The sequence below is a fragment of the Aliigemmobacter aestuarii genome (genome assembly GCF_004799285.1).
Lineage (GTDB): Bacteria > Pseudomonadota > Alphaproteobacteria > Rhodobacterales > Rhodobacteraceae > Aliigemmobacter > Aliigemmobacter aestuarii.
In genome coordinates this window covers 1057869-1083643 of the sequence record NZ_SSND01000001.1, presented here as the reverse complement: position 1 = coordinate 1083643, position 25775 = coordinate 1057869, and the positions used below count along the sequence as shown (strand labels likewise).

Genomic DNA, 25775 nt, shown 5'->3' with positions numbered 1-25775 from the left:
CAGGCGGAAATCACATTCCGGAGAAGCGCAGGTGACCATCCGCTGCTGTGGCACGTGCGCCCCTTGAGATGGGGCGGCAGGCAGGCCATATCTTTACAAACGAAGGAGGCGACAGATGGACCTTTGCGGCCAGTTGCTGATTGCGATGCCCGGCATGGGCGACCCACGTTTTGACAAGAGCGTCGTCTTCATCTGTGCCCATTCGCCGGAAGGGGCGATGGGGCTCATCATCAACAAGCCCAATCCCGACCTGCCCTTCGCGGCGCTGCTCGATCAACTGGACATCCCCAGCGTGCCGGAAGGCCAGGATATCCGCGTGCATTACGGCGGGCCGGTCGAACGGGGGCGCGGGTTCGTCCTGCATTCCGCCGACTGGACCGGCGGCCGCGCGACGATGGATGTCACCGAGGGTTTTGGCATGACCGCCACGCTCGACATCCTTCAGGCAATCGCGAAAGGCACGGGGCCGGCGCAGGCGCTGCTTGCGCTCGGGTATTCCGGCTGGGGGCCGGGGCAGCTTGAATCCGAAATCCTCAGGAACGACTGGCTGACCGTCAGTGCGCCGCCCGATCTGGTCTTTGCGCGCGATGACGGGGCGAAATGGGCCCTGGCCCTGAAAAGGCTGGGGGTGGACCCGCTGACCCTGTCGGCGGCGGCGGGCCGAGCCTGACGCGCGGTCTATTCCCCGTAAGGCACCCAGACGGTCTTGACCTCGGTCGCGGCGCGCAGGAATTCGGCACCTTCCGAGGCAGGGGCAAACCAGTCGCGCGCCATGCCGTGATTGACCCATGTGCGCTTGAGGTTCCCGGCGGCCTCGGCTTCCACTTTCGCCGAAAGATCGCCGCGGCCAAAGCACCAGACGGCATCCACATCCAGATGCCCCGCAAGCGGTCTGGCCAGGTCGTCAGGATCGCCCGTCACGATGTTCACCACGCCGCCCGGCAGGTCCGAGGTGTCAAGCACCTGATAGAGGTCGGTCGCCGCCAGAGGATAGGCGGATGAGGGCACCAGCACGCAGGCGTTGCCCATGGCAATCGCCGGGGCCATCAGGCTGACCAGCCCCAGCAGCGGCGCCTCGTCGGGGCAAAGCGCGCCGATCACGCCCACCGGTTCGTTCATCGCCAGCGCAATGCCGTGCATCGGCACGGGCTTGGCGCGCCCTTCCCACTTGTCGGCCCAGGCCGCATAGGTGAAGAGGCGCCCGATCGCGGCCTCTACCTCGGCCTTGCCCGGCTTGCCGGTCATTGCGGACAGGCGGTCGGCGAACTCGGTCGCACGGGCCGAAAGGTTCTCGGCGATGTAATAGATGACCTGCGCGCGGTTGTGCGCGGTCGACCTTGCCCATCCCTTCGCCGCATGGGCCGCTTCGACGGCGTTGCGGATGTCCTTGCGGTTGCCAAGGCCGACATGGCCCAGAAGCCGCCCCCCGGGTGACCACACCGCGCGCGAATAGCCGCCGTCGGGCCGGGCCTGCTTGCCGCCGATGTAAAGCTTGGCGGTGCGGTCGATACCGTCGGCCCGGGGCTGCGCCGGTTCGGGCGCGGCTGCCACGGGTTTCAGCGCGCGCGCCGTGCCCTTCGGCTTCAGATAGGCCAGAAGCCCCTCCCACCCGCCTTCGCGGCCAAAGCCGCTTTCGCGGACCCCGCCAAACCCCGCCGCCGCGTCGAACAGGTTCGTGGCATTCACCCAGACGACCCCCGCCCGGATCTTCGGTGCGATATCCAGTGCGAGGTTCAGGTTTTCGGTCCAGACGCTGGCGGCCAGGCCAAAGCGCGTGTTGTTGGCCAGATCGACCGCCTCGGCGGGCGTGCGGAAGGTCATAGACACAAGGACGGGGCCGAAGATCTCTTCCTGGCAAAGGGGGTTCGCAGGTGACAGGCCGGTGATCAGCGTGGGCGGATAGAAGCACCCGTCCGGCACCGGGCTGGCGGCACGATAGGTTTCGCCTTCGGCGCAGCCATCCACCATCGCCGCGATCCGGTCGCGCTGCGCCGGATCGACAATCGCGCCGACGTCGATGCACTTGTCCAGGGGATCGCCGAGCCGCAGCCCGTCCATCCGCCGCTTCAGCTTGTCATGGAAACGGTCGGCGACACCTTCCTGCACGATCAGGCGCGAGCCCGCACAGCAGACCTGCCCCTGATTGAACCAGATCGCGTCGACCAGCCCTTCGACCGCGCTGTCCAGATCGGCATCGTCGAAAACGATGTAGGGGGACTTGCCGCCCAGTTCCAGCGTCAGCGCCTTGCCGCTGCCCGCGGTGGCCTTGCGGATGATCCGGCCAACCTCGGTCGACCCGGTGAAGGCGATCTTGGCCACGCCCGGATGGGCGACCAGCGCCGCGCCGGTATCGCCGTCGCCGGTCACGATGTTCAGAACGCCCTTCGGCAGACCCGCCTCGCGCGTGATCTCGGCGAACAGCAGGGCGGTCAGGGGCGTGTATTCGGCGGGCTTCAGCACCACCGTGTTCCCCGCGGCCAGCGCCGGCGCCACCTTCCAGGCCAGCATCAGCAGGGGAAAATTCCACGGGATCACCGCGCCGCAGACGCCCAGGGGGGCGTGATCGGGCAGTTCCGACGCCATCAGCTGCGCCAGACCCGCGTGGTAATAGAAATGCCGAGCCACCAGCGGGATGTCGATGTCGCGCGCCTCGCGGATGGGCTTGCCGTTGTCCATCGTCTCGAGCACCGCCAGGAGCCGCGCGTGTTTCTGCACCAGCCGCGCCAGCCCATAAAGGATGCGCGCGCGTTCATGCCCCGGCGTCCTCGACCATTTCGGATAGGCCCGCGCCGCCGCGGCGACCGCCCTATCCACATCCGCCGCCGCCCCTTGCGTCACTTCGGCCAGAACCTCGCCCCGTGCCGGGTTTCTGGTGGCGAAGGTCGCGCCGGGCGCGGTGAAGCGGCCGTCGATGAAATGGCCGAACCTGCCGCCGTGGCGGGCGATCCAGGCGCGTGCCTCGGCATCCGATTCCGGGGCGGGGCCATAGGCCATGCTGTCAAAGATGTCGCGGACGGTCATCGGTGCGGTCCTTCATTTTGGCGAAAATATCCCGGGGGTGAGGGCCGCAAGGCCCGAGGGGGCAGCGCCCCCTGCCCGCCCTCAGGCCATGGCATGACGGTTGGCGGCCGAATAGGCGCCGGTCAGGTGATGTTCCAACTGGCGTTCGATATCGCCCAGAAGGCTGGACGCGCCAAAACGGAACAGGTCGGGTTGCAGCCAGGGATGGCCCAGTTCATCCTTCATCAGTGCCAGATACAGAAGCGCGTCCTTGGCCTTGGAAATCCCGCCCGCGGGCTTGTAGCCCACCTTGAAGCCGGTCCGCGCCTCGTAGTCGCGGATCGCGCGGATCATTGTCAGGCTGACGGGCAGGGTGGCGTTCACGGTCTCCTTCCCGGTCGAGGTCTTGATGAAATCGGCGCCCGCCATCATGCAGACAAGGCTCGCGCGGGCGACATTGCGCAGGGTCTGCAATTCGCCAGTGGCCAGGATCGCCTTGACATGGGCCTCGCCGCAGGCCGCGCGCATCTCGCGCATCTCGTCGTAAAGCGCCTGCCAGTTTCCGGTCAGGACATGGCGGCGCGAGATCACGATGTCGATCTCCTTCGCCCCGGCCTTCACGCTTTCGCCGATTTCGGCGATGCGCAGGCGATAAGGCGACAGGCCGGCCGGAAACCCGGTGGAAACCGCGGCCACCGGAATGTTCGTGCCTTCCAGCGCGCGGACGGCGGTTTCGACCATCTCGTGATAGACGCAGACCGCCCCCGTGGTCAGCCCCTCCATCCCCAGACGTTCCAGCATCCAGGGCGCGACCGGCTGGCGGGCCTTGGCGCAAAGCCGCCGCACGCGGCCCTCGGTGTCGTCACCTGAAAGGGTGGTCAGGTCGATCAGGCTGATCGCCTTGCACAGCCAGGCGGCCTGATAGTCCTTCTTCACGCTGCGCCGCCCACCCAGTGACGCCGCGCGCCGTTCGATGGCCGAAGTGTTGGCCTGCACCGCGGCGACCCAGTCCAGATCAAGCTCCATTCCCGGATTCCGGGCATGGGCGACCTGCGGCAAAGTTTGCCGGGTTCGGGAAATCTCGGTCGTGGTCACGGGTGCGGCCTCCGGCTCTGGATGCCGTCAGGTTCGCACGCCCAAGCCGCCCCGCGCAAGGGTGCCGCGGGGGGAGGTGCGCAGGAATTTGACCTAATGGTCAGAAACCTGCCGCGGCGGTTCGTCCACGCGGTTCATCACCGGCTGTACGGGTTCATCCGACGGCATCAGCGTGGCCCAGTCCCGTTCGGTTCCCGTCACGGGCAGGTCCCGCGCGGTCATTTCGCGGTGGATATGCGCCTTGGCGATGAAATTCGCGGTGATCGGCGCGGTCAGCAAGAGGAACAGCGTGATCAGCAGTTCGTGCCAGCTGAGCTTGCCCTCGAAGATCAGGAAATAGGCCATCGAGGCGATCAGCACGCCACCCACGCCGACGGTCGTGGCCTTGGTGGGCGCGTGAAGCCGCGTCATCAGGTCGGGCAGTTTCAGCAGGCCGAAGCTGCCGACAAGCCCGAAGATGCCCGCCATCACCAGAAGGGCCGAGATCAGGATTTCCGCTATCATGGCTGGCCTCCGGTCATTCGATGATGTCGCCGCGCAGGATGAACTTGGCATAGGCGACGGTCGAGACGAAGCCGGTCATGGCAAACAGCATGGCCGCCTCGAAGTTGATCCCCGATCCCGTCCTGATGCCGTAAAGGACCAGAAGCGCGATCACGTTGATCACCATCGTATCCAGCGCAAGGATGCGGTCCGGCACGGCCGGGGCGCGTGCGATGCGGTAGAGGTTGAACAGAAGACCCACGCCGAAGCAGGCGAAGGCGAAGGTCAGCGCCCAGTCGAGCAAGCCAAGGTCTGTCATTCGAAAATCCTTTTCAGGCGGGCCTCGTAGCGCGATTTGATCTCGTCCCGCACGCTGTCCGGGTCGGGGGCGTGCAGGCAGTGGATCAGCAGCACATGCCCGTCACCCGACATGTCCGCCGTCAACGTCCCCGGCGTCAGCGTGATGGTTCCGGCCAGCACGGTGATCGCCTCGGGCGTCTTCAGGTCAAGCGGGACGGTGAACCAGGCCGGGCGCAGGTCTTCGTTCTTCTTGAACAGCACGATCCCGGCGACGATGAAGTTGGACTTCACGATGTCGTAGAGCACGATCAGCACATATCCGACGATCGCCGGAAGCGACCGCAGACGGGGCCGGTCGGGCCAGTAGGGTGCCGTCAGAAGCGGGATCGCGATGGCCAGGATCAGGGCCATCAAAAGCGATCCGATCTTGAACTGGTTGACCAGCAGCATCCAGACGACGAACAGCAGCAAGGTCAGGTAGGGGTGGGGGAACAGCCTGCGCAGGAACATGGTCATTTCCCCACCTCCACAAGGGCGTTGGCGCCGATATAGGACGACGGATCATGCAGGTTCGCGGCTGTCGCCTCCATCCAGCCCATGACCGGACCGGCGAACACGGTCAGCGCGACCAGACCGGCGATCAGCAGGAAGACGGCCGCGAAGGACAGCGGTTCGTCCTTTGTTTCGGCTGGCTCTTCGGGCGTGCTGGCGTGCGCCTTCCAGAACAGCACGGACCCTGCGCGAGACAGGCCGACGATGGTGATCAGCGAGGTTGCAAGGATCACGCTCCAGATCAGGGCCATGCTATCGCCGCGCGTCGCATCGAGGATCATCAGCTTGCCCAGGAAGCCCGACAGCGGCGGCATCCCGGCCATCGCGATCGCCCCGGCAAAGAACAGGGCCGCGATGAGCCCGCTGCGCGCGATCGGGGGCAGCGCCTCGGTCAGGCGCAGGTGCGCGCGGCGGTCCGCGACCAGATCGGCCACAAGGAACAGGATCGCCGCCGCCAGGGTCGAATGCAGCGTGTAGTAAAGCGCCGCGGCCGTCGCCTCGGGCGTGAACTGCGAGATGGCGACGAACAGCGTCCCCATCGAGGCGATGGCGGCGAAGGCCACCAGCCACCCCAGCGACCGCGCCCCCAGGACGCCGATCGCGCCCACGGCCAGCGTCAGAAGCGCGGCGATCAGGATCAGATCCGACAGGAAGGTGCCGGTGGCCGGAGTCGCGGGCGGAAACATCAGCGTTCCGGTGCGGATCATGGCATAGGCGCCGACCTTGGTCATCACCGCAAACAGCGCGGCCACGGGGCCGGGGGCGTTGGCATAGGTCGCCGGCAGCCAGAACTGCATCGGCACCAGCGCGCCCTTGATCGCGAAGACAAGGATCAGAAGGATCGCGCCGACCCGGATCATCGCCCAGTCCTGTTCGGGCAGGGCCGCGACCTTGCCCGCGATGTCGGCCATGTTCAGAGTGCCGGTGATCGAATAGATCGTCGCCAGGGCGAACAGGAACAGGGTCGAACCGACAAGGTTGTAGGCCACATACTGCACGCCCGCGCGCAGCCTGTCGCGCCCGCCCGAATGGATCATCAGGCCATAGGATGCGATCAGCAGCACTTCGAAGAAGACGAACAGGTTGAAGGCGTCCGCCGTCAGGAAGGCCCCGCAGACCCCCATCAGCTGGAATTGCCAGAGCGCATGGAAATGCCGCCCCCGCGTATCCCATCCGGTGGAAGCGGAATAGATCTGGACGGCCAGCGCCAGGAAGGCGGTCAGCGCCACCATCACGGCCGACAGCCTGTCGAGCATCAGGACGATGCCGAAAGGTGCGGGCCAGTTGCCCAGCCGGTAGACCTCGGGCGGGTTCACGCTGGCGGCCCACAGCAGGGCCAGCGATATGACGGCAAGCGCGCCCGTCGCCGCGATGGAAAACACGCGTTGCAGCAACAGGTCGTGCCGCATCGTCAGCACGATGAACGCCCCCATGACCGCCGGCAGCACGACGGGCGCGATGATCCAGTGCGACATCATGCGTCTTCTCCGTCGGTCTTGTCGGTCATGTCGATCCGGTCATCCCCGGTTTCAAGGAACGACCCGAGCGCCATCATCACGATCACGGCCGTCATACCGAAGCTGATCACGATCGCCGTCAGCACCAGCGCCTGCGTCAGCGGATCGGTGTAGGAGGTTTCGGCATACTTGTTCAGGATCGGCGGGAAGCCGATCTTGATCCGCCCGCTGGCGAAGATGAACACGTTGACCGCATAGGACAACATGGCCAGGCCCACGATCACCGGGAAGGTGCGCTGGCGCAGGATCAGGTAGATGCCGACCGCCGTCATCACGCCGATGGCCGAGGCTACGAGAAGTTCCATCAGCGGGCCTCCGTCGTCGTGGTTGCGGGTTCGGTGCGGGGGCCGTCGTTCTCGGGGTGGATATCGAAGGCATCGACGTTGATCGTCTCGCCCGCGCGGATGGCGATCCGGCTGAGCGAGGCCAGTGCCAGCATCACGGCCCCCAGAACGGTCAGGAACACGCCAAGGTCGAACAGCGCGGCGGTGGCCAGTTCGAATTCCTCAAGCGGCCAGATGTTCACATAGCCGAAGTCCGAGGTCAGGAAGGGAACGCCGTTGAACCAGGCGCCGATGCCGGTCGCGGCTGCGATCAGGACCCCTGCGCCGATCAGCGCGTGATAGTCGATCTTCTGGCGTGCCTGCGTCCAGGCAAAGCCCGATGCCATGTATTGCATGACCAGCGCGATCGCGACCACCAGACCCGCGATGAAGCCGCCGCCGGGCATGTTGTGGCCCCGCAGGAAGATGTAGACACCCACGATCAGCGCGACCGGCAGCATCAGCCGTGTCGCCACCACCAGCATCAGCGGGTGGCGGTCGCCCGCGCGGCGCTGGTCGGGCGACCAGGCCAGCAGGCGGTCGTTGGCCGGCCCGCCGCGCAACAGCGCCTCGGTCAGCGCATAGATCACGATGGCGCCGATCCCCAGCACGGTGATCTCGCCGAAGGTATCATAGCCGCGGAAGTCCACGAGGATCACGTTGACCACATTGGTGCCGCCGCCTTCCTTGTAGGAATTGGCCAGGTGGTATTCGGCGATCGAGGGGAAGGCGAAGTCGCGCGTCATCAGCGCATAGATCAGCACACCCACCCCGGTGCCGCCGAAGGCCGCAATCAAGCCGTCGCGCAGTTTCCGCCCGCCCGAGCTTTCGACGGGCGTCGTCTTGGGCAGGAAGTTCAGCGCCAGCAGCAGCAGGATCACGGTGGCCACCTCGACGCTGATCTGCGTCAGCGCAAGGTCGGGGGCCGACATGTAGGCAAAGCCCACGGACACCATCAGGCCGATCACGCCGACAAGGACCAGCGTCAGCAGACGGTTGCGGTGGAAGGCCACCAGCGCCAGCGACGAGACGACCAGCAGGAACCAGCCGATCGCCGGAACCGTCTGGATCGGGGTCAGCGCCCGCGTTCCCGTGCCGTGGTCGGCGGTCGCCCAGGCATAATACCCAAGCGCGGTGATCGTCACCGTGGCGATCGCCAGATACCGCGTCAGCGACCCGTCATGGCTGATCGCCGTCACCCGGCGGGCAAGCGCCGCCAGGGGTTCGACGATGCCGTCGAAGATGCGCTTCGCCTCGGGGCGGGGGGTGGCGTTCCAGATCGCGTCAAGCCGCGCGTGGCTTGCCAGCAGCATCAGGCCGCCGCCCACGGCCAGCACCGACATCCACAGGGCGGGCGATCCAAGGCCGTGCCAGTGCTTGATCTTGGCCGCGACGGGTTCGCCCGTGACGGCCCCGGCGGCGGCATCCACCAGCCAGCCCGCCGCCGTCATCGGCACAAGCCCGATGATCACGACCAGCGCGGCCAGCAGGGCCGGGGCCGCCCACATGCCGAAGCCCGGATCGTGCGGCTTGTGCGGATAGTCATCGCGCACCGGCCCCAGGAAGGTATGGGCCAGGAAGCGGAAGGAATAGGCGACCGAGAAAAGTGCCCCCAGCGTCGCCAGCACCGGCATCAGCCAGTGCGACCCGGCCCAGACGGTGTGGGCGGTCTCCTCCAGCATCATTTCCTTGGAAAGGAACCCGTTCAGCGGCGGGATGCCCGCCATCGAAAGGCTTGCGATCAGCGCGATCGCGAAGGTCACGGGCATCAGGTGGCGCAGGCCGCCCAACCGCTTGATGTCGCGGGTGTGCGCCTCGTGGTCGACGATGCCCGCCGACATGAAGAGCGCGGCCTTGAACGTCGCATGGTTGATGATGTGGAACATCGCCACCGTCGCCGCCGCCTTGGTGCCAAAGCCCAGAAGCATGGTGATCAGGCCAAGGTGGCTGACGGTCGAAAAGGCCAGCAGCGCCTTCAGGTCATCCTTGAACAGCGCGATCTTGGCGGCAAGCACCATCGTCACAAGCCCCGTCGTCGCGACGATGTAGAACCATTCGGGCGTGCCCGCCAGAACCGGCCACATCCGCGCCATCAGGAACAGCCCCGCCTTCACCATCGTCGCGGAATGCAGATAGGCCGAGACGGGCGTCGGCGCCGCCATCGCGTGCGGCAGCCAGAAGTGGAAGGGGAACTGCGCCGATTTCGTGAAGGCGCCGAGAAGGATCAGGATCAGCGCCGGCAGATACCATTCGCTGGCCTGGATCGCCTCCTTGTTCTGAAGGATCACCGTCAGGTCATAGCTGCCCGCGATGTTGCCCAGGATCAGCATGCCCGCGATCATGGCAAGCCCGCCCGCACCCGTCACCGTCAGCGCCATCCGCGCGCCCTGGCGGCCTTCGGGAAGGTGCTTCCAGTAGCCGATCAGCAGGAAGGACGACAGCGAGGTAAGTTCCCAGAACACCAGCAAAAGCAGGATGTTGTCAGACAGCACGATCCCGACCATCGCGCCCTGGAACAGCATGAGGTAGGTATAGAACTGCCCCATCGGATCGGATTTCGACAGGTAGAACCGGGCGTACAGGATGATCAGAAGGCCGATCCCGAGGATCAGCCCGGCAAACAGCAGGCCCAGTCCGTCAAGAAAGAAATTCGCGTTCAGGCCAAGGCCGGGCAGCCATTCGATGCGGGTCTGGATGACCTCGCCCCGAAGGACCGCGGGCGCATGCAGCCCCAGCATCAGAAGCGCCAGCGCGGTGACGAAGCCGGTGGTCATGGCGCAGGCGTTGCGCCCTGCGCGGATCATGAGTCCGGGAAGAAGCGCGCCAAGGAACGGCAGCGCAGCGATCAGGGCGAGAGACATGCGGGGGGTGGTTCCCTTCTGGTCTTGATATCGTGTCGGTCGCGGTGATTTCTGCCCGATATGGGGTGCAACCTTACTGGGTCAAGTGCCTTGGCCAGTCAAGCGAACTGCAATCGGCGATAGCGCTAAATCTGCCGGAATACGCAGTTTTCGCCACGGTTGCCGCAGTGCCGCAACGGCTCAGGCGTGCATCAGCAGGGCGTTCGGATCGATCAGGTAGCGCTGCGACAGCGGGATCGAGGCCGCGCCGAGAGTGCGCGCCTCGTGCCCGACCGTGCCCTCGCGGATCACGGGCGCGTCGATCCCCGCAAGGTCAAGCGCGGCCAGTTGGGCCGCCGTGCGCGTCACGAGGTCGGCGCGCAGGGCAGGCGGCATCCAGCCGTCGATCAGCACCGCCTCAAGCTCGATGACGGCCGAGGCGGACAGGATCGCGTGGGCGATCCCGCGCGCGGCCTCGTCCGTCCATCGGTCCAGCACCGGCACGGGAATGTCCCAGCCGTCGGGGCGCTCCCACATCATCCGGCTGTCGCTTCCGGCTTCGGCCACATAGCGTTCCAGCGTCGCGAGCGAGGCCACGCTGATCAACTGGCGCTCGGCGCCATCCGGCCCCGGCACCGGCATGGAACCGATCGCCGCGCCGTTGCCCGTGCGTCCGGTGTAAAGCTGCCCGTTCAGGACAAGCCCCCCGCCGATGAAATGCGCGAGGTAGAAATACAGGAAATCCTGCGCCCGTTCGCCCGTTCCCAGCACCAGTTCCGCGCCACAGGCGGCGGTGGCGTCGTTCTGGACATAGACGGGCATGTCGGCCAGTGCGGCGATTTCCGCCTGAAGGTCGCGGTCGCGCCAGGCGTCCATCTCGGCCTGCGGGGCGCCGACGAATTGCGCCCAGTTCCACATCTGGAAAGGCATCGCGATGCCAAGGCCGCCGATCCGGGTCCGCGCGGCCTCGGGCAGGGTCGCGACAAGGGCGGGCAGCGCCTCGGCAACGAAGGCAACGACGGGGTCGGGCGTGGGATAGGGGTAGGTTTGGCGGCGCGAGGCCGTGACCCGCCCCAGGAAATCCATCAGGATCAGGTCGGTCGATCGCCGCCCCACCTTCAGGCCCAGAAAGAACGCCCCGTCCGGCGCCAGCGACATCGGCACGGAAGGCTGGCCGATCTTGCCCCGAACGGGATCGCCGCGCAGCAGAAGCCCGTCCTGTTCCAGGGCCCGCATGATGACCGAGACCGTCTGCGCCGAAAGCCCGCTGATGCGGGCGATGTCGGATTTCGCAAGCGCGCCATGCGCGCGCACCAGCGACAGGACAAGCCTTTCGTTATGTGCCCGCATCCCCTGCTGGTTCGTGCCGCGATGGCCCGCCGGGTCGGCGGCGCGGTCTGGGACAAGGGGCTGGGCGTCGGGCTTCACGGCATCATCCCGGGATCAGGTCACGCAGGCGGGGGCGATGACCCCTTTGCGCAGGATCACATTGGCATAAAGCGCAGGCTCGCTTGTCGCAACAACCGCATGAGCGGCCCGGATACGGGGATAAAGTGCCCCGCCATCCAGCGGCCGGACGGCATGTCCGGGCGCCAGCCGGGCGCAGGCGGCGTCGATGCGGCGGTGAATGTCGCCCGCGCGGGTCGGATCATTGCCTTCGGACGCGCGGAAGATGGCCCCTTCGGCTCGGTCGTCCAGCGGCAGCACCGCAAGGATCGCGCCGATGACGGCGATCAGGTCGTGGCCATCGGCGCGGATCAGGCGGCGGGCATGGTCCTGCGCCGGATAGTTACCGTCAACGATCGCGATTTCCTCGCCGTGGCCCATGGCCCGCAGGGTGAACAGAAGGTCCGGACCCAGTATCGCAGGCAGACCGATCAGCATCGCCGACATCCCCATCCTTCGCGCCCCTGACTGGCTGCGGGATACAGGGCCGGGCGCGGATTCGTTTCCTTTGTCCGGCCAGAGTGGGGGAAAGCGGCGGGGGCTGTCAATAATAATTCACTCTGATTTATTTATCTTGACGCCCACCCCGGAATCAGGTTCTTTTGAAGCCGTTGCAGCGGCCCTTGCTGCTGGCAGAACCAGTATTCAGCAAAGCCGGGGATTGGCCCCGGAGTTCTCGGGAGGAACGGAAAATGAGCTTCAAGACGAAAGCACTGGCGGGCGCCGCCGTCATGGCGATGATGACGGCCGCCCCGGCGATGGCCGAGGTTTCGGCCTGCCTGATCACCAAGACGGACACCAACCCCTTCTTCGTGAAGATGAAGGAAGGCGCCGAGGCCAAGGCTGCCGAGCTTGGCGTCACGCTGAAATCCTACGCCGGCAAGATCGACGGCGACCATGAAAGCCAGGTTGCGGCGATCGAGGCCTGCATCGCGGATGGCGCAAAGGGCATCCTTCTGACCGCGTCCGACACCAAGGCGATCACCGATTCCGTCAAGGCCGCCCGTGACGCGGGCATCCTGGTGATCGCGCTCGACACCCCGCTGGAGCCGATCGACGCGGCCGACGCCACCTTCGCCACCGACAACTTCAAGGCCGGGCTTCTGATCGGCCAGTGGGCCGCGGCCAAGATGGGCGCGGATGCGGCCAACGCCAAGATCGCCATGCTTGACCTCGCCATCTCGCAGCCCTCGGTCGACGTGCTGCGCGACCAGGGCTTCCTGACCGGCTTCGGGATCGACACCAAGGACCCCAACAAATGGGGTGACGAGGAAGACCCGCGCATCGTCGGCAACGAGGTTACCGCAGGCAACGAGGAAGGCGGCCTGAAGGCGATGGAAGCGCTTCTGGCCAAGGACCCCGATATCAACGTCGTCTACACGATCAACGAACCCTCTGCCGCCGGTGCCTTCGAGGCGCTGAAGGCCGCGGGCAAGACCGCGCTGATCGTTTCGGTCGATGGCGGCTGCCCCGGCGTGCAGGACGTGAAGGACGGCGTGATCGGCGCCACCTCGCAGCAGTATCCGCTGCTGATGGCCTCGCTCGGGATCGAGGCGATTGCCAAGTTCGCCGCCGACGGCACGAAGCCCGCCCCGACCGAAGGCAAGGACTTCTTCGACACGGGCGTCGCCCTGATCACCGACCAGCCGGTCGAGGGCGTGGAATCGATCGACAGCGCCAAGGGGCTGGAGCTGTGCTGGGGCTGATGCCCCGCACGGTTGATCGAAACCCGAACTGATTTAAGCTGAACGCCAAGGGCGGCCTTTCGCGCCGCCCTTGTCATACCGGACGCCTGCCCGGCGACCAGCCAGGCATCACAACCGGGCACCGCGGTGCCCTGGAGGAGGGGTAGACATGGCTGACGAAGCCAAAGCCGCCACCAGCTACGAGGCAGGCCTGAAGGGCGCGTCTTCCAGGGTGGCCGAATTCCACGAGGATACGAACACGCTGAAGAAGATACAGCACTGGCTGCATCAGACGCCGTCCGCGGTGCCGATGATCGTGCTTGTGGTGTCGCTCATTGTCTTTGGCCTGCTGTCCGACAACTTCTTCAAGGCCACCACGCTTTCGACCATCCTGCAGCAGATCGCCATCGTGGGGATCCTCGGCTGTGCACAGACCATCGTGATCCTGACGGCAGGCATCGACCTTTCGGTCGGCGCCATTGCCGTCTTTTCGTCGGTCCTGATGGGGCAGATGACCTTTCGCTATGGCCTTCCGGCCGAAGTTTCCATCGCCCTAGGGCTGTGCCTTGGCACCGCGATGGGGGCGGTGAACGGCTTTCTGATCTCGCGGCTGAAACTGCCGCCCTTCATCGTGACCCTTGGCACCTGGCAGATCCTGCTGGCTTCGAACTTCATCTATTCGCGGAACGAAACCATCCGGTCCTCGGACATCGGCGAGCAGGCGCCCGCGCTGCAATTCTGGGGTGGCTCGATCGAAGCCGGCGGCGTCAAGGTGCTTTATGCCGTGTTCCTGATGATCGCGCTGGTGGCGATCATGGCCTATGTCCTGCGGTCCACCGCCTGGGGCCGGCACGTTTATGCCGTCGGGGACGATCCCGACGCGGCCGAACTGGCCGGCGTACAGACAAAGCGTGTTCTGATCCAGGTCTATGCGCTGGCGGGGCTGTTCTGCGCCATCGCGGGCTGGGTGATGATCGGGCGGTTCGGTTCGGTGTCGCCCACGGCCTCGACCGGCCAGCTGGGCAACATCCAGTCGATCACCGCCGTGGTGATCGGGGGCATCTCGCTGTTCGGGGGGCGCGGGTCCATCGTCGGGATGTTCTTCGGCGCGCTGATCGTCGGCGTCTTTGAAATGGGTCTGCGCCTTGTCGGCACCGACCCGCAATGGACCTTCTTCCTCATCGGCGTGCTGATCATCTTCGCGGTCGCCGTTGACCAGTGGATCAGAAAGGTGGCTGCGTGATGGAACCCATTCTGAAAGCCCGCGGCCTCGTCAAGCGCTATGGCAAGGTCACCGCGCTGGATCGCTGCGACTTTGACCTGCTGCCGGGCGAGATTCTGGCGGTGATCGGCGACAACGGCGCGGGGAAGTCCTCTCTCATCAAGGCGCTGTCGGGTGCTGTCGTGCCCGACGAGGGCGAGATCTGGCTGGAGGGGCGGCAGGTTGCGTTCGGCTCTCCGCTGGATGCGCGGGGCGCGGGGATCGAGACGGTGTATCAGACGCTTGCCATGTCGCCCGCGCTGTCGATCGCGGACAACATGTTCATGGGGCGCGAGCTGCGCAAACCCGGCGTGATGGGCCGTCTGTTCCGCCAGCTCGACCGTCCGGCGATGGAACGCTTCGCCCGCGAGAAGCTGAACGAGCTTGGCCTGATGACGATCCAGAACATCAACCAGGCCGTGGAAACCCTGTCGGGAGGGCAGCGTCAGGGCGTGGCCGTGGCGCGGGCGGCGGCCTTCGGATCGAAGGTCGTGATCCTTGACGAACCGACCGCCGCGCTGGGCGTGAAGGAAAGCCGCCGGGTTCTGGAACTGATCCGCGACGTGCGCGCACGGGGCATCCCGATCATCCTGATCAGCCACAACATGCCGCATGTCTTCGAGGTGGCGGATCGCATCCATATCCATCGTCTCGGGCGCAGGCTCTGCGTGATCGACCCGAAGGATCACACCATGTCAGACGCGGTGGCCTTCATGACCGGGGCAAAGCTGCCCGACGGCGTGGAAGAGGCCGCATGACCCCGCAGGCGCTGGCCGATCTTGTTCGCGCCCGTGCCGCAGAGAAAGGGCAGGGGCGGTTCATCGCCGCCCTTGCCGGGCCGCCCGGCGCGGGGAAATCCACGCTGGCCGCCGATCTGGCCGCGCGGCTTGGCGCCGGTGCGCGCGTCGTTCCGATGGATGGTTTCCACTATGATGACCGGGTGCTGATCGCGCGCGGGCTGCGCGACCGCAAGGGTGCGCCCGAGACGTTCGACGTGGCGGGCTTTGCCCATCTTCTGGGCCGGCTTGCCACCGAGGCCGAGGTGGCGATCCCGATCTTCGACCGCGATCTGGAAATCAGCCGGGCCGGGGCGGATATCGTCGGCCCCGAAGACCGGATCCTGATCGTCGAGGGCAATTACCTGCTGCTGGACGAGGCGCCCTGGAAAGGCCTTGCAAGGCACTTCGACCTGACCGCCTTCATCGACGTCCCCGAGGCCGAACTCGACCGGCGCCTGATGGCGCGGTGGGCCCATCACGGCAAGACGCCAGAGGCCGCGCGGGCCTGGATCGACGGCAACGACATGCCGAATGTGCGCCGGGTGATGCACGGGTCGCGCCTGGCGGATGTCCGGTTGCGCCAGCCGGGCTGACCGCCTGGTTCAGGGCGTCATCGCCTTGCGCTGGCGCGCGCGTTCGAGGCCAAGTTGGCGTTCGCGCCAGATGATCAGAATTCCCGCCCCCACCACAAGCGCGGCCCCGCCCAGCATCGTCAGGGTCGGAACCTCGGCAAAGACGAAGTATCCGATCAGCAGGGCAAAGATCATCGAGGCATAATCGAAGGGCGCGATCAGCGAGGCATCCGCCTCGCGGTAGCTTGATGTCAGCAGGATCTGCCCCACCCCCCCCATCAACCCCGCCGCGACAAGAATCGCCGCCTCGCGCGGGGTCGGCACCACCCAGCCATAGGGCAGGGTGACGAGCGACAGCACGGTGGCGGTGAGCGAGAAGTAGAAGACGATCGCCGCGGTCTTTTCGACCTGCACGAGCTTGCGCACGAAGACCTGCGCCAGCGCCGCAAAGACCGCCCCCCCCAGAACCAGCATCGCCCCGAAGGCCTCGCGGTGGCTGGCGTTGTCGCCGCCCAGAACGGTCAGCCGGGGCGAGACGATGATCAGAACGCCGGTCAGGCCAAGGGCAACCGACAGGATGCGGAACAAGCGGACCTCCTCGCCCAGGAACATGGCGGCGAAGATCACCGTCAGAAGCGGCGCGGCATAGCCGATCGCCGTCACCTCCGGCAGCGGCAGATAGCCGAGCCCGGCAAACCCCAGCCCCATCGCCAGCGTTCCCGCCAGCCCGCGCCAGACATGCCCCATCGGATTGGCCGTCCTCAGCCCCGTGCGCAGTTCACGCCGGAGCGCAAGCCAGGTGACGATCACCGGAATGGCGAACAGCGACCGGAAAAAGACCGCCTGTCCTGCGGGCACATGGGCAGAGGTGGCCTTGATCATCGCGGCCATCACGATGAACACCAGAACCGAGGCCAGCTTCAGGCCGATGCCGCGCAAGGGGCGCATGGGCGTTCCTTTCCTGTTCGTCAAAAGGTGAACCACCCCCGCCCCCCGAGTTCAAGCCGAAAGGGGCTGGACGCCGCCCGCGCCGCGCGACAGGCTTGCACGGCAAGAAAGAGGTGTCCGCATGCCGATGATCACGCCGAACGCCCCTCTGGGGGCCCGCATCGCCCAGGGCCGGGGCGCCGAGCCAGCCGATCTGGTCCTTAAGGGCGGTCGGATGTTCGACCTCATCACTGGGGAACTGGTGGAAACGGATGTGGCGATCTGCGGTGACACCATCGTCGGCACCTTCGGCCGCTATGACGGCAGGCGGGAAATCGATGTTTCGGGCAAGGTGCTTGTGTCGGGCTTCATCGACACGCACCTGCATATCGAATCAAGCCTGGTCACACCTTACGAATTCGATCGTTGCGTCTGCCCGCGGGGCGTGACGACCGCGATCTGCGACCCGCACGAGATCGCCAATGTCGCGGGTCTGGATGGCATCCGCTATTTCCTCGACGCGTCTTGCCACACGGTGATGGACATCCGCGTACAGCTGTCGTCCTGTGTGCCCTCAACGCATATGGAAACCGCCGGCGCGCGGCTGGAGGCGGCGGACCTGATCCCCCTCATGGATCATCCCCGCGTGATCGGTCTTGCCGAGTTCATGAACTTCCCCGGCGTTCTGATGCAGGACGCGGGCGCGATGGCGAAGCTTCAGGCCTGGCAGGGCCGTCACATCGACGGCCACGCGCCGCTGTTGCGCGGGGCGGACCTGAACGGATACATCACCGCCGGGATCCGCACCGAACACGAGGCCACGACAGCCGAAGAGGCGCTGGAAAAGCTGCGCAAGGGGATGCGCGTGCTGATCCGTGAAGGGTCTGTGTCGAAGGACATGCACGCGCTGGCCCCGATCCTGACGGAACGCCACGCGCCGTTCCTGTGCCTGTGTACCGATGACAGGAACCCTCTCGACATCGCCGAACATGGACATCTGGATTACATGATCCGCAGCCTGATCGCCCTGGGCTGCCCGCCACTGGCGGTTTACCGCGCCGCGTCGCTTTCCGCGGCAGAAGCCTTCGGGCTGAAGGATCGCGGCCTGATCGCGCCGGGAAAGCGCGCCGATATCGTTGTGATCGACGCGCTGGAAAGCTGCCATGCCGCGATGGTCGTGGCGGGCGGGGTGGTCGCGGATGACACCGCCTTCGCGGCCCGCAGCATGGTGGAGCCTGTGGCGCGCCATTCGGTCAAGGCACCGCCGGTCGAGCCGCATCACTTCCGCTGCGGCGGCAACCGTGCCGAAACCCCGGTGATCGGCATCCTGCCAGGCAAGATCATCACCGAATATCTGACCGAGAACATCCCCCCCGCAGATGGCGACAAGAAGCCCGATACCCTGCGTGACCTGATCCGCATCGCGGTGATCGAACGGCATGGCCGGAACGGCAACCGCGCCACGGGGTTCGTGCGGGGATTCGGTCTGAAACGGGGGGCGATCGGCTCGACCGTCTGCCATGATCACCACAATATCGCGGTGGTCGGCGCGGATTATGCCGACATGGCGCTTGCGGCAAACCGCCTGGGCCAGATCGAGGGTGGCTTCGTCGTGGTGGAGGGTGGAAAGGTCCTGGCAGAACTCGCCCTGCCGGTCGCCGGCCTGATGAGCCTGAAGCCCTTCGAAGCCGTACGCGACGACCTGACCGCCCTTCGGGCCGCCGCGCGGTCGCTCGGTGTGACCCTGGAGGAACCCTTCCTGCAACTGGCCTTCCTTGCGCTACCGGTGATTCCCCATCTGAAGATCACTGATCACGGCATGGTCGACGTGGACCGGTTCGAGGTGATCCCCTGATGCGTTCCGGCGGATGGGAAAGGGGGGCTGTCTGCCCCCCTCTTTGGCTGCGCCAAATTCACCCCCCGAGGGTATTTTCGCCAGGTTGAAAGACAATTTGAGCCAAACTTGCTTCACTTTGGCGCAAATATCCCGGGGGTGAGCCGCCTCAGGCGGCGAGGGGGCAGTGCCCCCTTGTTCCGGAAACGCCTTCGCGGTCGGAAATGACGAAGGCCGCCCCGAGGGGCGGCCTTTCGTGGTGGAATTTGGTGGAGCCAGGCGGGATCGAACCGCCGACCTCTTGAATGCCATTCAAGCGCTCTCCCAACTGAGCTATGACCCCACCGGAGAAGCGCGCCGTTCCCGGTGCGCGAAGGCTATTTAGGGTAGGTGGCAGGGGGCTGCAAGCGGAAAGTTGCGGCCCCCTCCGAAAAGATCAGACGTCTTCCTCGTCGCCCGCGACATCGGCCAGATCGTCCAGCGAGACGTTGTCGTCGGCATCGTCTTCCAGCAGATCGTCATCGATATCCGAATCGTCGGCGACGTCGGCCTCGAGCAGATCGTCATCGGTATCCAGATCGTCGACCAGCACGTCGTCGTCCTTGACGCTGGCGGCGCGGCTTACGACCGAGGCGGCCAGTTTCCGGCGGGCGCTTTCGATATCCACGATCTCGCCCGTGTAGGGGCTGACGATCGGGGTCCGGTTCAGGTCGTAGAACCGCTTTCCGGTGGTCGGGCAAACGCGCTTGGTGCCCCATTCTTCCTTGGGCATGGTCTTCCCCTTGGCTGATCGGATGTCTTGAGTCGTGGTCGCTTGCCACAAGCCGTTTCGGCTGTCAAAGCCTTTCGCACCCATTGTGGCGAAGCGCAAGGTGGCTATTCTGGCCCCGCAAATCAAGAACCGTCCATGCCCGTCATTCCCGGAAGCCCGCCTGTCGAGATCACCCTGCGCCGTTCGCCCCGTGCGCGGCGGTTTTCGCTGCGTGTGTCGCGGCTTGACGGCCGTGTGACGTTGTCGATGCCGGCCCGCGCCTCGGAGCGTGAGGCGTTTCAGTTCGCCTTGTCGCAGGAGGACTGGATCCGCCGCGCGCTTAAGTCCCTGCCCGATGTTCCGCCCGTCGCGCCGGGGGCCTGGCTTCCGGTCGAAGGTGTGCCGCGGCTGATCATGCCCGGAGAGGGGCGGTCGGTGCGGCTCGAGGGCGAATCGCTGGCCGTGCCGGGGCATGCCGATCAGGTGCCCGCGCGGCTTGCCGCCTTTCTGAAGGTGCGCGCCCGCGACAGGTTGGCCGAAGCCACGGACCGGCATGCCGCGGTGCTGGGCCTGGGGTATCGGTCGATCACGCTGCGCGACACCCGTTCGCGCTGGGGGTCCTGCACTGCCGAGGGCGGATTGATGTACAACTGGCGCCTGATCATGGCGCCCTTGCCGGTGCTGGATTACGTCGCCGCCCATGAAGTCGCCCATCTGGCCGAGATGAACCATTCTCCTGCCTTCTGGGCGGTGGTGGCCCGGCTTTATCCCGGCTACCAGACGCCGCGCCGCTGGCTGAAGACGCGGGGGACCGAACTGCATGCCTTCCGGTTCGGTTCCTGACCGGTCGGGGATTGACCCGGCCCCGGTCGCAATGATCAGGTGCGGGCTGTCATGCTGAAACCTGCACGCACCCCTGATGCCAATGCCTCCGCGCATGAACGCGTCTACCGCAGCCTGCGCACGCAGGTCATGCATGGCGAACTTGCCCCCGGGCAGGCGCTGACGCTGCGTGGCATCGGCAAGACTTTCGGCGTGTCGATGACCCCCGCGCGCGAGGCGGTGCGCCGCCTGGTTGCCGAGGGCGCGCTGACCCTGTCGGCCTCGGGCCGGGTCACCACGCCGGAACTGTCACCCGAACGGATCGAGGAACTGGCGGCGATTCGCGCGCTGCTGGAGCCGGAACTGGCCGCCCGTGCCCTGCCGCGGGCCCATTTCGCGCTGATCGACCGACTGGCCGCGATCAATGCCCTGAACGCCGAGGCCGTGGCAAAGCAGGATGCGGTCGCCTATGTGCGGACGAACCTGGAGTTTCACCGCACGCTTTATCTGCGCGCCCAGGCACCGGCGATGCTGGCCATCCTGGAAACCGTCTGGCTGCAACTGGGGCCGACGATGCGGGCGCTCTATTCCCGGCTTCGCCGCAACGAACCGCCCCAGCATCACCGCCTGATCCTTGCCGCGCTGCGCGCCGGGGACGAGCCGGGATTGCGGCTGGCGGTGCGAACCGATGTGACGCAGGGTCTGCGATATCTGGCGGGATGACGGATTTTCGTCGCGATGACGAATTCTGACGAAGAATTCGGCCACTTCGCGTGGGGCCGTCACCCTGTCTTGATCCCGATCAAGTCGATGGCCCGTGCCCGGGAATAGGCGAAGGGGGAACGCATCCGAGGAGGACCCCCATGTTCGATTTCCTTTCCGCCCTTTCCGCCCGTCGGCGCCAGCTTGGCGAGGTGCGCGCGCTGTCCGAGGCCGATCTGGCCGATCTGGGGATGACGCGGGCGCAACTGGAATTCTTCGTCACGGTTCCGCAAGAAATCCCCGACCGCATGGACCGGATGGCAGCGGTCTTCGGTCTGTCCCATGCCGATCTGCAGGCATCGGCGGCGGACTATGCGGCGATGATGCGGGCCTGCGCGGGTTGCGGCAGCCTCGGGCCGTGCCGGGCGTTCCTGTCGGGCGCCGAGGGCGGGCCGGAAGAGGCGCGCGGCTTCTGCCCGAACGCCGACGCCCTTGCCGCGCGCGCCGCGGTTTGACCCTTTCGCAGCGTCGCGCCGCCGACTAGGCTTCTGCAAGAAAACGCGGAGGCCCCCATGACCTTTCACATCGGTGCGAAACCTGGCGAGATTGCCGAAACCGTTCTTCTGCCGGGCGATCCCTACCGGGCCCGATGGGCGGCGCAGACCTTCCTGAAGGACGCAGTCTGCGTGAACGAGGTGCGGGGCATGCTGGCCTATACGGGCACCTGGAACGGGCATCGCGTGACGATCCACGGCACCGGCATGGGCATGCCCTCGCTGTCGATCTATGTGAACGAACTGATCCGGGATTATGGCGCGCAGACGCTGATCCGGATCGGGTCGGCAGGGGCGCTTCAGCCGCATGTGAAGGTCCGCGACGTGGTTCTGGCGCAGGCCTGCTGCACGGCGGGAAGCCCTTCGCGCACGATCTTTCGCGAACTGAACTTTGCGCCCACTGCGGATTTCGGTCTGCTGAAGGCCGCGTGGGAGGCCGGGCAGGGGCGCAGCATCGGCATCCATGCGGGGGCGATCTATTCCTCGGACACGTTCTATGACGAACGGCAGGACTTGTCCGACCAGATGCAGCGCCATGGCGTTCTTGCGGTCGAGATGGAAGCGGCCGAGCTTTACACGCTTGCCCGCCGCTACGGACGGCGCGCCTTGGCGGTGCTGACGATCTCGGATCACATCCTGACGCATGAAGCCCTGCCAGCCGAAGATCGCGAACGGTCTTTCGGTGACATGGTCGATATTGCCCTGACGGCGGCTTTCGCCTGAGGTCGCGCCATGCCCCGTCTTGCCCCCCGCCCCTGGGTGCCCGCCCGATGCGAGACCCGCGTGCAGCAGATTGCCGCCGCCGTCGCCGCGCCATCGTCAAAGATCGCAAACCGGATCGACACGCTGATCCGGCGCAATCTGGAAATCCACGATGCCGAATGCTTCAACCTGAACCCCGCGGCCAATGTAATGAACCCTGCGGCCGAGGCGGCGCTGGCGCGGGGTCTGGGTTCGCGCCCCTCGCTGGGTTATCCGGGCGACAAGTATGAAATGGGCCTTGAGGCGATCGAGGAAATCGAGGTGATCGCCGCCGAACTGGCGGCCGAGGCCTTTGCTGCCAGCCATGCCGAAATCCGGGTCGGATCGGGTGCTTTGGCCAATCTTTACGGCTTCATGGCGCTGGCCAAGCCCGGTGATGCGATCATCGCGCCGCCGCCGGCCGTGGGCGGGCATGTCACCCATCACCGGGCGGGATGCGCGGGGCTTTACGGGCTTGTCATCCATGCCGCGCCGGTCGATGCCGATGGCTATTCCGTCGATCTGGACGGATTGCGCGACCTTGCCCACCGGGTGCGACCGAAGATCATTACCATCGGCGGCAGCCTGAACCTGTTTCCCCATCCGGTTCCGGACATCCGGGCCATCGCCGACGAGGTCGGCGCGAAGGTCCTGTTCGACGCGGCGCATCAATGCGGGATCATCGCGGGCGGCGTCTGGGCCAACCCCTTGGCACAGGGCGCGCACCTGATGACGATGAGCACCTACAAGTCCCTTGGCGGGCCTGCCGGCGGGCTGATCGTGACGAACGATGCCGAAATCGCCGAACGGCTGGACCACATCGCCTTTCCGGGCATGACGGCGAATTTCGACGCGGCGAAATCGGCGGCTCTGGCGATCACGCTGCTGGACTGGCGCGAGCATGGCGCGGCCTATGCACGGGCGATGGTCGATCTGGCGCGCGCGTTGGCCGGGGCATTGGCCGAACAGGGCTTGCCGGTCTTTGCCGCAGATCGGGGCATGACCGACAGCCACCAGTTCGCCATCGAGGCCGCAGGTTTTGGCGGCGGTCAGGCGGCATCGAAACGGCTGCGGCGTGCGGGGTTCCTGGCCTGTGGCATCGGCCTGCCGCTGCCCGAGGTGGAGGGCGACCTGAACGGCCTTCGGATCGGAACGCCCGAACTGGTGCGCCGAGGCGTGACGCCCGCCGACGCGCCCGCCCTTGCCGCGCTGATCGCCGAGGGCCTGCGGTCGAACGACCCGGAAAGCGTGGCGCCGCGCACCCGCGCGATGCGGTCGCGCTTTACGGGCCTGCACTACATGAGGACGGAATGAAGAAACGGAAACTGGGCGCCTCGGGCCCGTCGGTATCGGCCATCGGGCTGGGCTGCCTGTCTTTCGGGGGCATCTTCGGCCCCACGACCACGGCGGAAAGCCTTGCCTGCCTCGATGCGGCGGTGGATCACGGCATCGACCTTCTGGATACGGCCAACATCTATGGCAACGGCATTTCGGAAACGGTGATCGGCGAATGGCTGCGGACGCGGCACCCGCAGGTGTCGATCGCCACCAAGGCCGGGATCGTGTCTGGCCCGCCCCGCGGCGTCGACAATGCGCCCGCCTACCTGCGGGCGGAACTGGAAGGCTCGCTGCGGCGTCTGGGGGTCGATCATGTGGCGCTGTTCTACCTGCACCGTCACGAACAGACCCGCCCGATCGAGGAGGTGGCCGAGACGATGGGCCGCCTGATCGACGAGGGCAAGATCGGCGGCTGGGGGCTTTCGGAAATCGCGCCCTACACGCTGCGCCGCGCCCATGCGGTGACGCCTGTCACGGCGGTGCAGAACGAATATTCGCTGTGGTCGCGGCAGGCCGATCTGGGGATGATCCGCACCTGCGCCGAACTGGGCGTGGCCTTCGTGCCCTTTTCGCCGCTGGCGCGGGGGGCGCTCGGGGTCACGATGCCCGATCCGGCGCTGATGGCGCCCGGCGAATTCCGCCTGAAGATCCCGCGCTTCCTGCCCGAGAACTGGCCGCTGAACCGCGCGATCCTGGAAGGCTTTCGCGCCTATGCCGCCGATCGCGGCGTGACCCCGCCCGCATTGGCCCTGGCCTGGGTGCTGGACCAGGGCGAACACCTGATCCCGATTCCGGGGACGCGGACGGCGGCCCATCTTGCCGATTGGGCCGGGGCTGCCGAAATCACCCTGACCGACGAGGACCGCGCCGCGATTGACCGTCTTTTGCCCGCGGGATGGGCCTATGGCGACCGTTACAGCGACGACCAGGCCTCGACCGTGGAACGTTACTGCTGATCGCCGATCCCGCAAGCGCGGGGGCAGGGCCGGATGCATCCCGCGGGGGCAGGCCGCCCCCCCCTGACCTGTCAAATCCCATGCGTCCGGTCATAGGCATTCGCGCCGGGCGGCACCCATCCGGCGGGCGGCTCCTTGGGCGCGAAGACCTCGACCAGAAGCGGATGGCAGGCCGCCGTGTCCGAGGAATGTTCCGCCGAACAATCCCCGCCCGGGCAGGCCGATAGGGCGCCCAGAAGGTCGATCTCGGCGAAGAATTCCAGATGGTCGCCGGGCCGCACCGGGCTTGCCTTCATGAAATACTGCCCGGTGTCGCGGGTGAATCCGGTGCACATGAAGACGTTCAGAACGTCATGCACATGCACCTCGGCCTGATGCGGCGGAAGGCCCGTCCGCGCGGACAGCGCGCGCGTCAGGTTGGAATGGCAGCAATGATGATACTGGCCGCCCTCGGACAGAAGCGCGTGCGTGTAGGGATCGCAGCGCGTGCCGATCACGTCATGAACCGACCCCCCGAAGGCGTCGAATGCGTACCAGTCCAGCGTGTCGTCGGTGATCGTGGCGATCGGGCGCATGTGCGGCAGGCAGGACCACATCCTGTCGCCCGTCGACAGGTGGGTGCCGTGCAGGGCGCGGGTCTTGCCGGAAAAGAACCGTTCGCCCAGATCATGCGCATTCCAAAGGTTCAGGTCGCCCACCTGCGGCCCTTCGACCGAGGTGATGCGGAAGAAATGCCCGGCGGGCACGTCGAAGGAACGCGCCTCGCGCGGAGGGACAAGGATTTCGGCGGTCCGGGTCCAGCCGTCACGGGCGGCGCGATAGGCGGCAAGGTCCGGCTGCGGAAGGCCTTCGACGGGGTAGCAGATCACCGGGGCGATGGCCTTGCGCGCGGCGGCATCTGCGGGGGCGGGGTGTTCGGGGGCCTGAAGCTTCATGGTCTTTCGTGGCTGAGGATGCACAGCCTACGGTGAAAGCCCGCGCCCCGATGGTCAATCGGCTTTTTCAGGATGATCGCGCAGGCAGTCATTCGGCGCGCGTCCATCGGGTCGGTGCATCAGCGCACCGCAGGCGGCACAGCGCCAGACATCCGCACCCGCCCGCCGATCCTGCCGCCAGCGACAGGACCGGGTCAGCGTCGAGCCACGCCGCGACACCCAGGCAAAGGCCAGCACGGCGATCAGAAGGACGACAAGCAGAATCGGCATCGGGTGGGCTTCCGGGCGGGGGTCGGCGACCGACGGCTTAGGCCCGCCGGTTGCCAAGGTAAAGACGGCGCCGATCTTTACCTGCCTGCGGA

26 protein-coding genes and 1 tRNA gene are annotated in these 25775 nt (G+C 66.3%); 12 read left to right on the top strand and 15 right to left on the bottom strand.

The window, feature by feature from the left end; translation table 11 throughout:
• The first annotated feature begins 115 nt into the window (after positions 1 to 115).
• Positions 116 to 670: a YqgE/AlgH family protein gene (locus tag E7811_RS05240; RefSeq protein ID WP_136393496.1), complete on the top strand. Its 555-nt coding sequence runs from the start codon at positions 116 to 118 to the stop codon at positions 668 to 670.
• 8 nt (positions 671 to 678) lie between these two features.
• Here E7811_RS05240 and E7811_RS05235 read toward each other — a convergent pair whose 3' ends face one another.
• The 10 genes from E7811_RS05235 to E7811_RS05190 all read right to left on the bottom strand — a co-directional run bounded on the left by E7811_RS05235 (position 679) and on the right by E7811_RS05190 (position 12003).
• Complete coding sequence (locus tag E7811_RS05235; protein ID WP_136393495.1) at positions 679 to 3021, bottom strand: aldehyde dehydrogenase family protein; 2343 nt, start codon at positions 3019 to 3021, stop codon at positions 679 to 681.
• An 81-nt stretch (positions 3022 to 3102) separates the two neighbouring features.
• The gene (gene deoC, locus E7811_RS05230) at positions 3103 to 4080 is read right to left on the bottom strand and encodes a deoxyribose-phosphate aldolase (RefSeq protein WP_246020297.1); all 978 of its coding nucleotides are present in this window, start codon (positions 4078 to 4080) and stop codon (positions 3103 to 3105) included.
• 108 nt (positions 4081 to 4188) lie between these two features.
• Positions 4189 to 4599 (bottom strand): Na+/H+ antiporter subunit G, encoded by a 411-nt coding sequence (locus E7811_RS05225; protein ID WP_136393493.1) that lies wholly within the window; start codon positions 4597 to 4599, stop codon positions 4189 to 4191.
• Positions 4600 to 4612: 13 nt separating this feature from the next.
• Entirely contained in the window at positions 4613 to 4882 is a 270-nt protein-coding gene (locus E7811_RS05220; RefSeq protein ID WP_136394240.1) for a K+/H+ antiporter subunit F, read from the bottom strand.
• A gap of 11 nt (positions 4883 to 4893) precedes the next feature.
• The gene (locus E7811_RS05215) at positions 4894 to 5394 is read right to left on the bottom strand and encodes a Na+/H+ antiporter subunit E (RefSeq protein ID WP_136393492.1); all 501 of its coding nucleotides are present in this window, start codon (positions 5392 to 5394) and stop codon (positions 4894 to 4896) included.
• The gene (locus E7811_RS05210; RefSeq protein WP_136394239.1) at positions 5391 to 6905 is read right to left on the bottom strand and encodes a monovalent cation/H+ antiporter subunit D; all 1515 of its coding nucleotides are present in this window, start codon (positions 6903 to 6905) and stop codon (positions 5391 to 5393) included. The genes E7811_RS05215 and E7811_RS05210 overlap by 4 nt, the downstream gene beginning before the upstream one ends.
• On the bottom strand, positions 6905 to 7252 hold the full coding sequence (locus tag E7811_RS05205; RefSeq protein ID WP_136393491.1) for a Na+/H+ antiporter subunit C: 348 nt from the start codon (positions 7250 to 7252) through the stop codon (positions 6905 to 6907). Before E7811_RS05205 ends, E7811_RS05210 begins: the two co-directional genes overlap by 1 nt.
• On the bottom strand, positions 7252 to 10131 hold the full coding sequence (locus E7811_RS05200) for a monovalent cation/H+ antiporter subunit A (RefSeq protein WP_136393490.1): 2880 nt from the start codon (positions 10129 to 10131) through the stop codon (positions 7252 to 7254). Before E7811_RS05200 ends, E7811_RS05205 begins: the two co-directional genes overlap by 1 nt.
• A 180-nt stretch (positions 10132 to 10311) precedes the next feature.
• On the bottom strand, positions 10312 to 11460 hold the full coding sequence (locus E7811_RS05195; RefSeq protein WP_136394238.1) for an ROK family transcriptional regulator: 1149 nt from the start codon (positions 11458 to 11460) through the stop codon (positions 10312 to 10314).
• Between the two features lie 93 nt (positions 11461 to 11553).
• A complete protein-coding gene (locus E7811_RS05190; RefSeq protein WP_246020225.1) occupies positions 11554 to 12003 on the bottom strand; it encodes an RbsD/FucU family protein in 450 nt (149 codons plus the stop codon).
• A gap of 245 nt (positions 12004 to 12248) precedes the next feature.
• On the opposite strand from E7811_RS05190, the gene E7811_RS05185 reads away from it, so the two are divergent.
• From E7811_RS05185 to E7811_RS05170, 4 genes are all read left to right on the top strand, one after another.
• Positions 12249 to 13262 (top strand): sugar ABC transporter substrate-binding protein, encoded by a 1014-nt coding sequence (locus E7811_RS05185; protein ID WP_136393489.1) that lies wholly within the window; start codon positions 12249 to 12251, stop codon positions 13260 to 13262.
• Positions 13263 to 13410: 148 nt separating this feature from the next.
• Complete coding sequence (locus E7811_RS05180; protein WP_136393488.1) at positions 13411 to 14484, top strand: ABC transporter permease; 1074 nt, start codon at positions 13411 to 13413, stop codon at positions 14482 to 14484.
• On the top strand, positions 14484 to 15260 hold the full coding sequence (locus E7811_RS05175) for an ATP-binding cassette domain-containing protein (RefSeq protein ID WP_136393487.1): 777 nt from the start codon (positions 14484 to 14486) through the stop codon (positions 15258 to 15260). Before E7811_RS05180 ends, E7811_RS05175 begins: the two co-directional genes overlap by 1 nt.
• Positions 15257 to 15874 (top strand): nucleoside triphosphate hydrolase, encoded by a 618-nt coding sequence (locus E7811_RS05170; RefSeq protein ID WP_136393486.1) that lies wholly within the window; start codon positions 15257 to 15259, stop codon positions 15872 to 15874. The genes E7811_RS05175 and E7811_RS05170 overlap by 4 nt, the downstream gene beginning before the upstream one ends.
• Before the next feature lie 9 nt (positions 15875 to 15883).
• Here the strand turns inward: E7811_RS05170 and E7811_RS05165 are convergent, their stop codons facing one another.
• Complete coding sequence (locus tag E7811_RS05165) at positions 15884 to 16801, bottom strand: DMT family transporter (protein ID WP_136393485.1); 918 nt, start codon at positions 16799 to 16801, stop codon at positions 15884 to 15886.
• A gap of 127 nt (positions 16802 to 16928) precedes the next feature.
• On the opposite strand from E7811_RS05165, the gene ade reads away from it, so the two are divergent.
• Complete coding sequence (gene ade / locus E7811_RS05160) at positions 16929 to 18635, top strand: adenine deaminase (RefSeq protein ID WP_136394236.1); 1707 nt, start codon at positions 16929 to 16931, stop codon at positions 18633 to 18635.
• A 246-nt stretch (positions 18636 to 18881) separates the two neighbouring features.
• Here ade and E7811_RS05155 read toward each other — a convergent pair.
• Together E7811_RS05155 and E7811_RS05150 are read right to left on the bottom strand one after the other, a co-directional pair.
• Positions 18882 to 18957, bottom strand: a tRNA-Ala gene (locus E7811_RS05155).
• Positions 18958 to 19050: 93 nt separating this feature from the next.
• Positions 19051 to 19386, bottom strand: coding sequence for a TIGR02300 family protein (locus E7811_RS05150; protein ID WP_136393484.1), 336 nt, complete (start codon positions 19384 to 19386; stop codon positions 19051 to 19053).
• 135 nt (positions 19387 to 19521) lie between these two features.
• Here E7811_RS05150 and E7811_RS05145 point away from each other — a divergent pair, with 135 nt between their 5' ends.
• From E7811_RS05145 to E7811_RS05120, 6 genes are all read left to right on the top strand, one after another.
• A complete protein-coding gene (locus E7811_RS05145; protein ID WP_136393483.1) occupies positions 19522 to 20208 on the top strand; it encodes a M48 family metallopeptidase in 687 nt (228 codons plus the stop codon).
• Between the two features lie 51 nt (positions 20209 to 20259).
• On the top strand, positions 20260 to 20910 hold the full coding sequence (locus E7811_RS05140; RefSeq protein WP_136393482.1) for a GntR family transcriptional regulator: 651 nt from the start codon (positions 20260 to 20262) through the stop codon (positions 20908 to 20910).
• 140 nt (positions 20911 to 21050) lie between these two features.
• Positions 21051 to 21404, top strand: coding sequence for a DUF6455 family protein (locus E7811_RS05135; protein WP_136393481.1), 354 nt, complete (start codon positions 21051 to 21053; stop codon positions 21402 to 21404).
• Positions 21405 to 21461: 57 nt separating this feature from the next.
• Positions 21462 to 22166, top strand: coding sequence for a purine-nucleoside phosphorylase (gene deoD, locus E7811_RS05130; protein ID WP_136393480.1), 705 nt, complete (start codon positions 21462 to 21464; stop codon positions 22164 to 22166).
• Between the two features lie 9 nt (positions 22167 to 22175).
• Positions 22176 to 23498, top strand: a complete 1323-nt coding sequence (locus tag E7811_RS05125) for a serine hydroxymethyltransferase (RefSeq protein WP_136393479.1) — start codon at positions 22176 to 22178, stop codon at positions 23496 to 23498.
• On the top strand, positions 23495 to 24478 hold the full coding sequence (locus E7811_RS05120) for an aldo/keto reductase (RefSeq protein ID WP_136393478.1): 984 nt from the start codon (positions 23495 to 23497) through the stop codon (positions 24476 to 24478). The genes E7811_RS05125 and E7811_RS05120 overlap by 4 nt, the downstream gene beginning before the upstream one ends.
• Before the next feature lie 71 nt (positions 24479 to 24549).
• On the opposite strand, the gene E7811_RS05115 is transcribed toward E7811_RS05120, so the two are convergent.
• Positions 24550 to 25413 (bottom strand): urea carboxylase-associated family protein, encoded by an 864-nt coding sequence (locus E7811_RS05115; RefSeq protein WP_136393477.1) that lies wholly within the window; start codon positions 25411 to 25413, stop codon positions 24550 to 24552.
• Between the two features lie 54 nt (positions 25414 to 25467).
• Complete coding sequence (locus E7811_RS05110) at positions 25468 to 25683, bottom strand: hypothetical protein (RefSeq protein ID WP_136393476.1); 216 nt, start codon at positions 25681 to 25683, stop codon at positions 25468 to 25470.
• Between the last annotated feature and the right edge of the window lie 92 nt (positions 25684 to 25775).

Bases quoted from the DNA above. Each gene is read 5' to 3' on its own strand.
- E7811_RS05215 (WP_136393492.1), bottom strand. From the start codon at position 5,394: ATGACCATGTTCCTGCGCAGGCTGTTCCCCCACCCCTACCTGACCTTG.
- E7811_RS05225 (WP_136393493.1), bottom strand. From the start codon at position 4,599: ATGATAGCGGAAATCCTGATCTCGGCCCTTCTGGTGATGGCGGGCATC.
- E7811_RS05150 (WP_136393484.1), bottom strand. From the start codon at position 19,386: ATGCCCAAGGAAGAATGGGGCACCAAGCGCGTTTGCCCGACCACCGGA.
- E7811_RS05240 (WP_136393496.1), top strand. From the start codon at position 116: ATGGACCTTTGCGGCCAGTTGCTGATTGCGATGCCCGGCATGGGCGAC.
- E7811_RS05180 (WP_136393488.1), top strand. From the start codon at position 13,411: ATGGCTGACGAAGCCAAAGCCGCCACCAGCTACGAGGCAGGCCTGAAG.
- E7811_RS05145 (WP_136393483.1), top strand. From the start codon at position 19,522: ATGCCCGTCATTCCCGGAAGCCCGCCTGTCGAGATCACCCTGCGCCGT.
- E7811_RS05125 (WP_136393479.1), top strand. From the start codon at position 22,176: ATGCCCCGTCTTGCCCCCCGCCCCTGGGTGCCCGCCCGATGCGAGACC.
- E7811_RS05205 (WP_136393491.1), bottom strand. From the start codon at position 7,252: ATGGAACTTCTCGTAGCCTCGGCCATCGGCGTGATGACGGCGGTCGGC.
- E7811_RS05190 (WP_246020225.1), bottom strand. From the start codon at position 12,003: ATGTCGGCGATGCTGATCGGTCTGCCTGCGATACTGGGTCCGGACCTT.
- E7811_RS05195 (WP_136394238.1), bottom strand. From the start codon at position 11,460: ATGCGGGCACATAACGAAAGGCTTGTCCTGTCGCTGGTGCGCGCGCAT.
- E7811_RS05110 (WP_136393476.1), bottom strand. From the start codon at position 25,683: ATGCCGATTCTGCTTGTCGTCCTTCTGATCGCCGTGCTGGCCTTTGCC.
- deoD (WP_136393480.1), top strand. From the start codon at position 21,462: ATGACCTTTCACATCGGTGCGAAACCTGGCGAGATTGCCGAAACCGTT.
- E7811_RS05115 (WP_136393477.1), bottom strand. From the start codon at position 25,413: ATGAAGCTTCAGGCCCCCGAACACCCCGCCCCCGCAGATGCCGCCGCG.
- E7811_RS05165 (WP_136393485.1), bottom strand. From the start codon at position 16,801: ATGCGCCCCTTGCGCGGCATCGGCCTGAAGCTGGCCTCGGTTCTGGTG.
- E7811_RS05210 (WP_136394239.1), bottom strand. From the start codon at position 6,905: ATGTCGCACTGGATCATCGCGCCCGTCGTGCTGCCGGCGGTCATGGGG.
- E7811_RS05135 (WP_136393481.1), top strand. From the start codon at position 21,051: ATGTTCGATTTCCTTTCCGCCCTTTCCGCCCGTCGGCGCCAGCTTGGC.
- E7811_RS05140 (WP_136393482.1), top strand. From the start codon at position 20,260: ATGCTGAAACCTGCACGCACCCCTGATGCCAATGCCTCCGCGCATGAA.
- E7811_RS05170 (WP_136393486.1), top strand. From the start codon at position 15,257: ATGACCCCGCAGGCGCTGGCCGATCTTGTTCGCGCCCGTGCCGCAGAG.
- E7811_RS05235 (WP_136393495.1), bottom strand. From the start codon at position 3,021: ATGACCGTCCGCGACATCTTTGACAGCATGGCCTATGGCCCCGCCCCG.
- E7811_RS05175 (WP_136393487.1), top strand. From the start codon at position 14,484: ATGGAACCCATTCTGAAAGCCCGCGGCCTCGTCAAGCGCTATGGCAAG.
- E7811_RS05120 (WP_136393478.1), top strand. From the start codon at position 23,495: ATGAAGAAACGGAAACTGGGCGCCTCGGGCCCGTCGGTATCGGCCATC.
- E7811_RS05185 (WP_136393489.1), top strand. From the start codon at position 12,249: ATGAGCTTCAAGACGAAAGCACTGGCGGGCGCCGCCGTCATGGCGATG.
- ade (WP_136394236.1), top strand. From the start codon at position 16,929: ATGATCACGCCGAACGCCCCTCTGGGGGCCCGCATCGCCCAGGGCCGG.
- E7811_RS05200 (WP_136393490.1), bottom strand. From the start codon at position 10,131: ATGTCTCTCGCCCTGATCGCTGCGCTGCCGTTCCTTGGCGCGCTTCTT.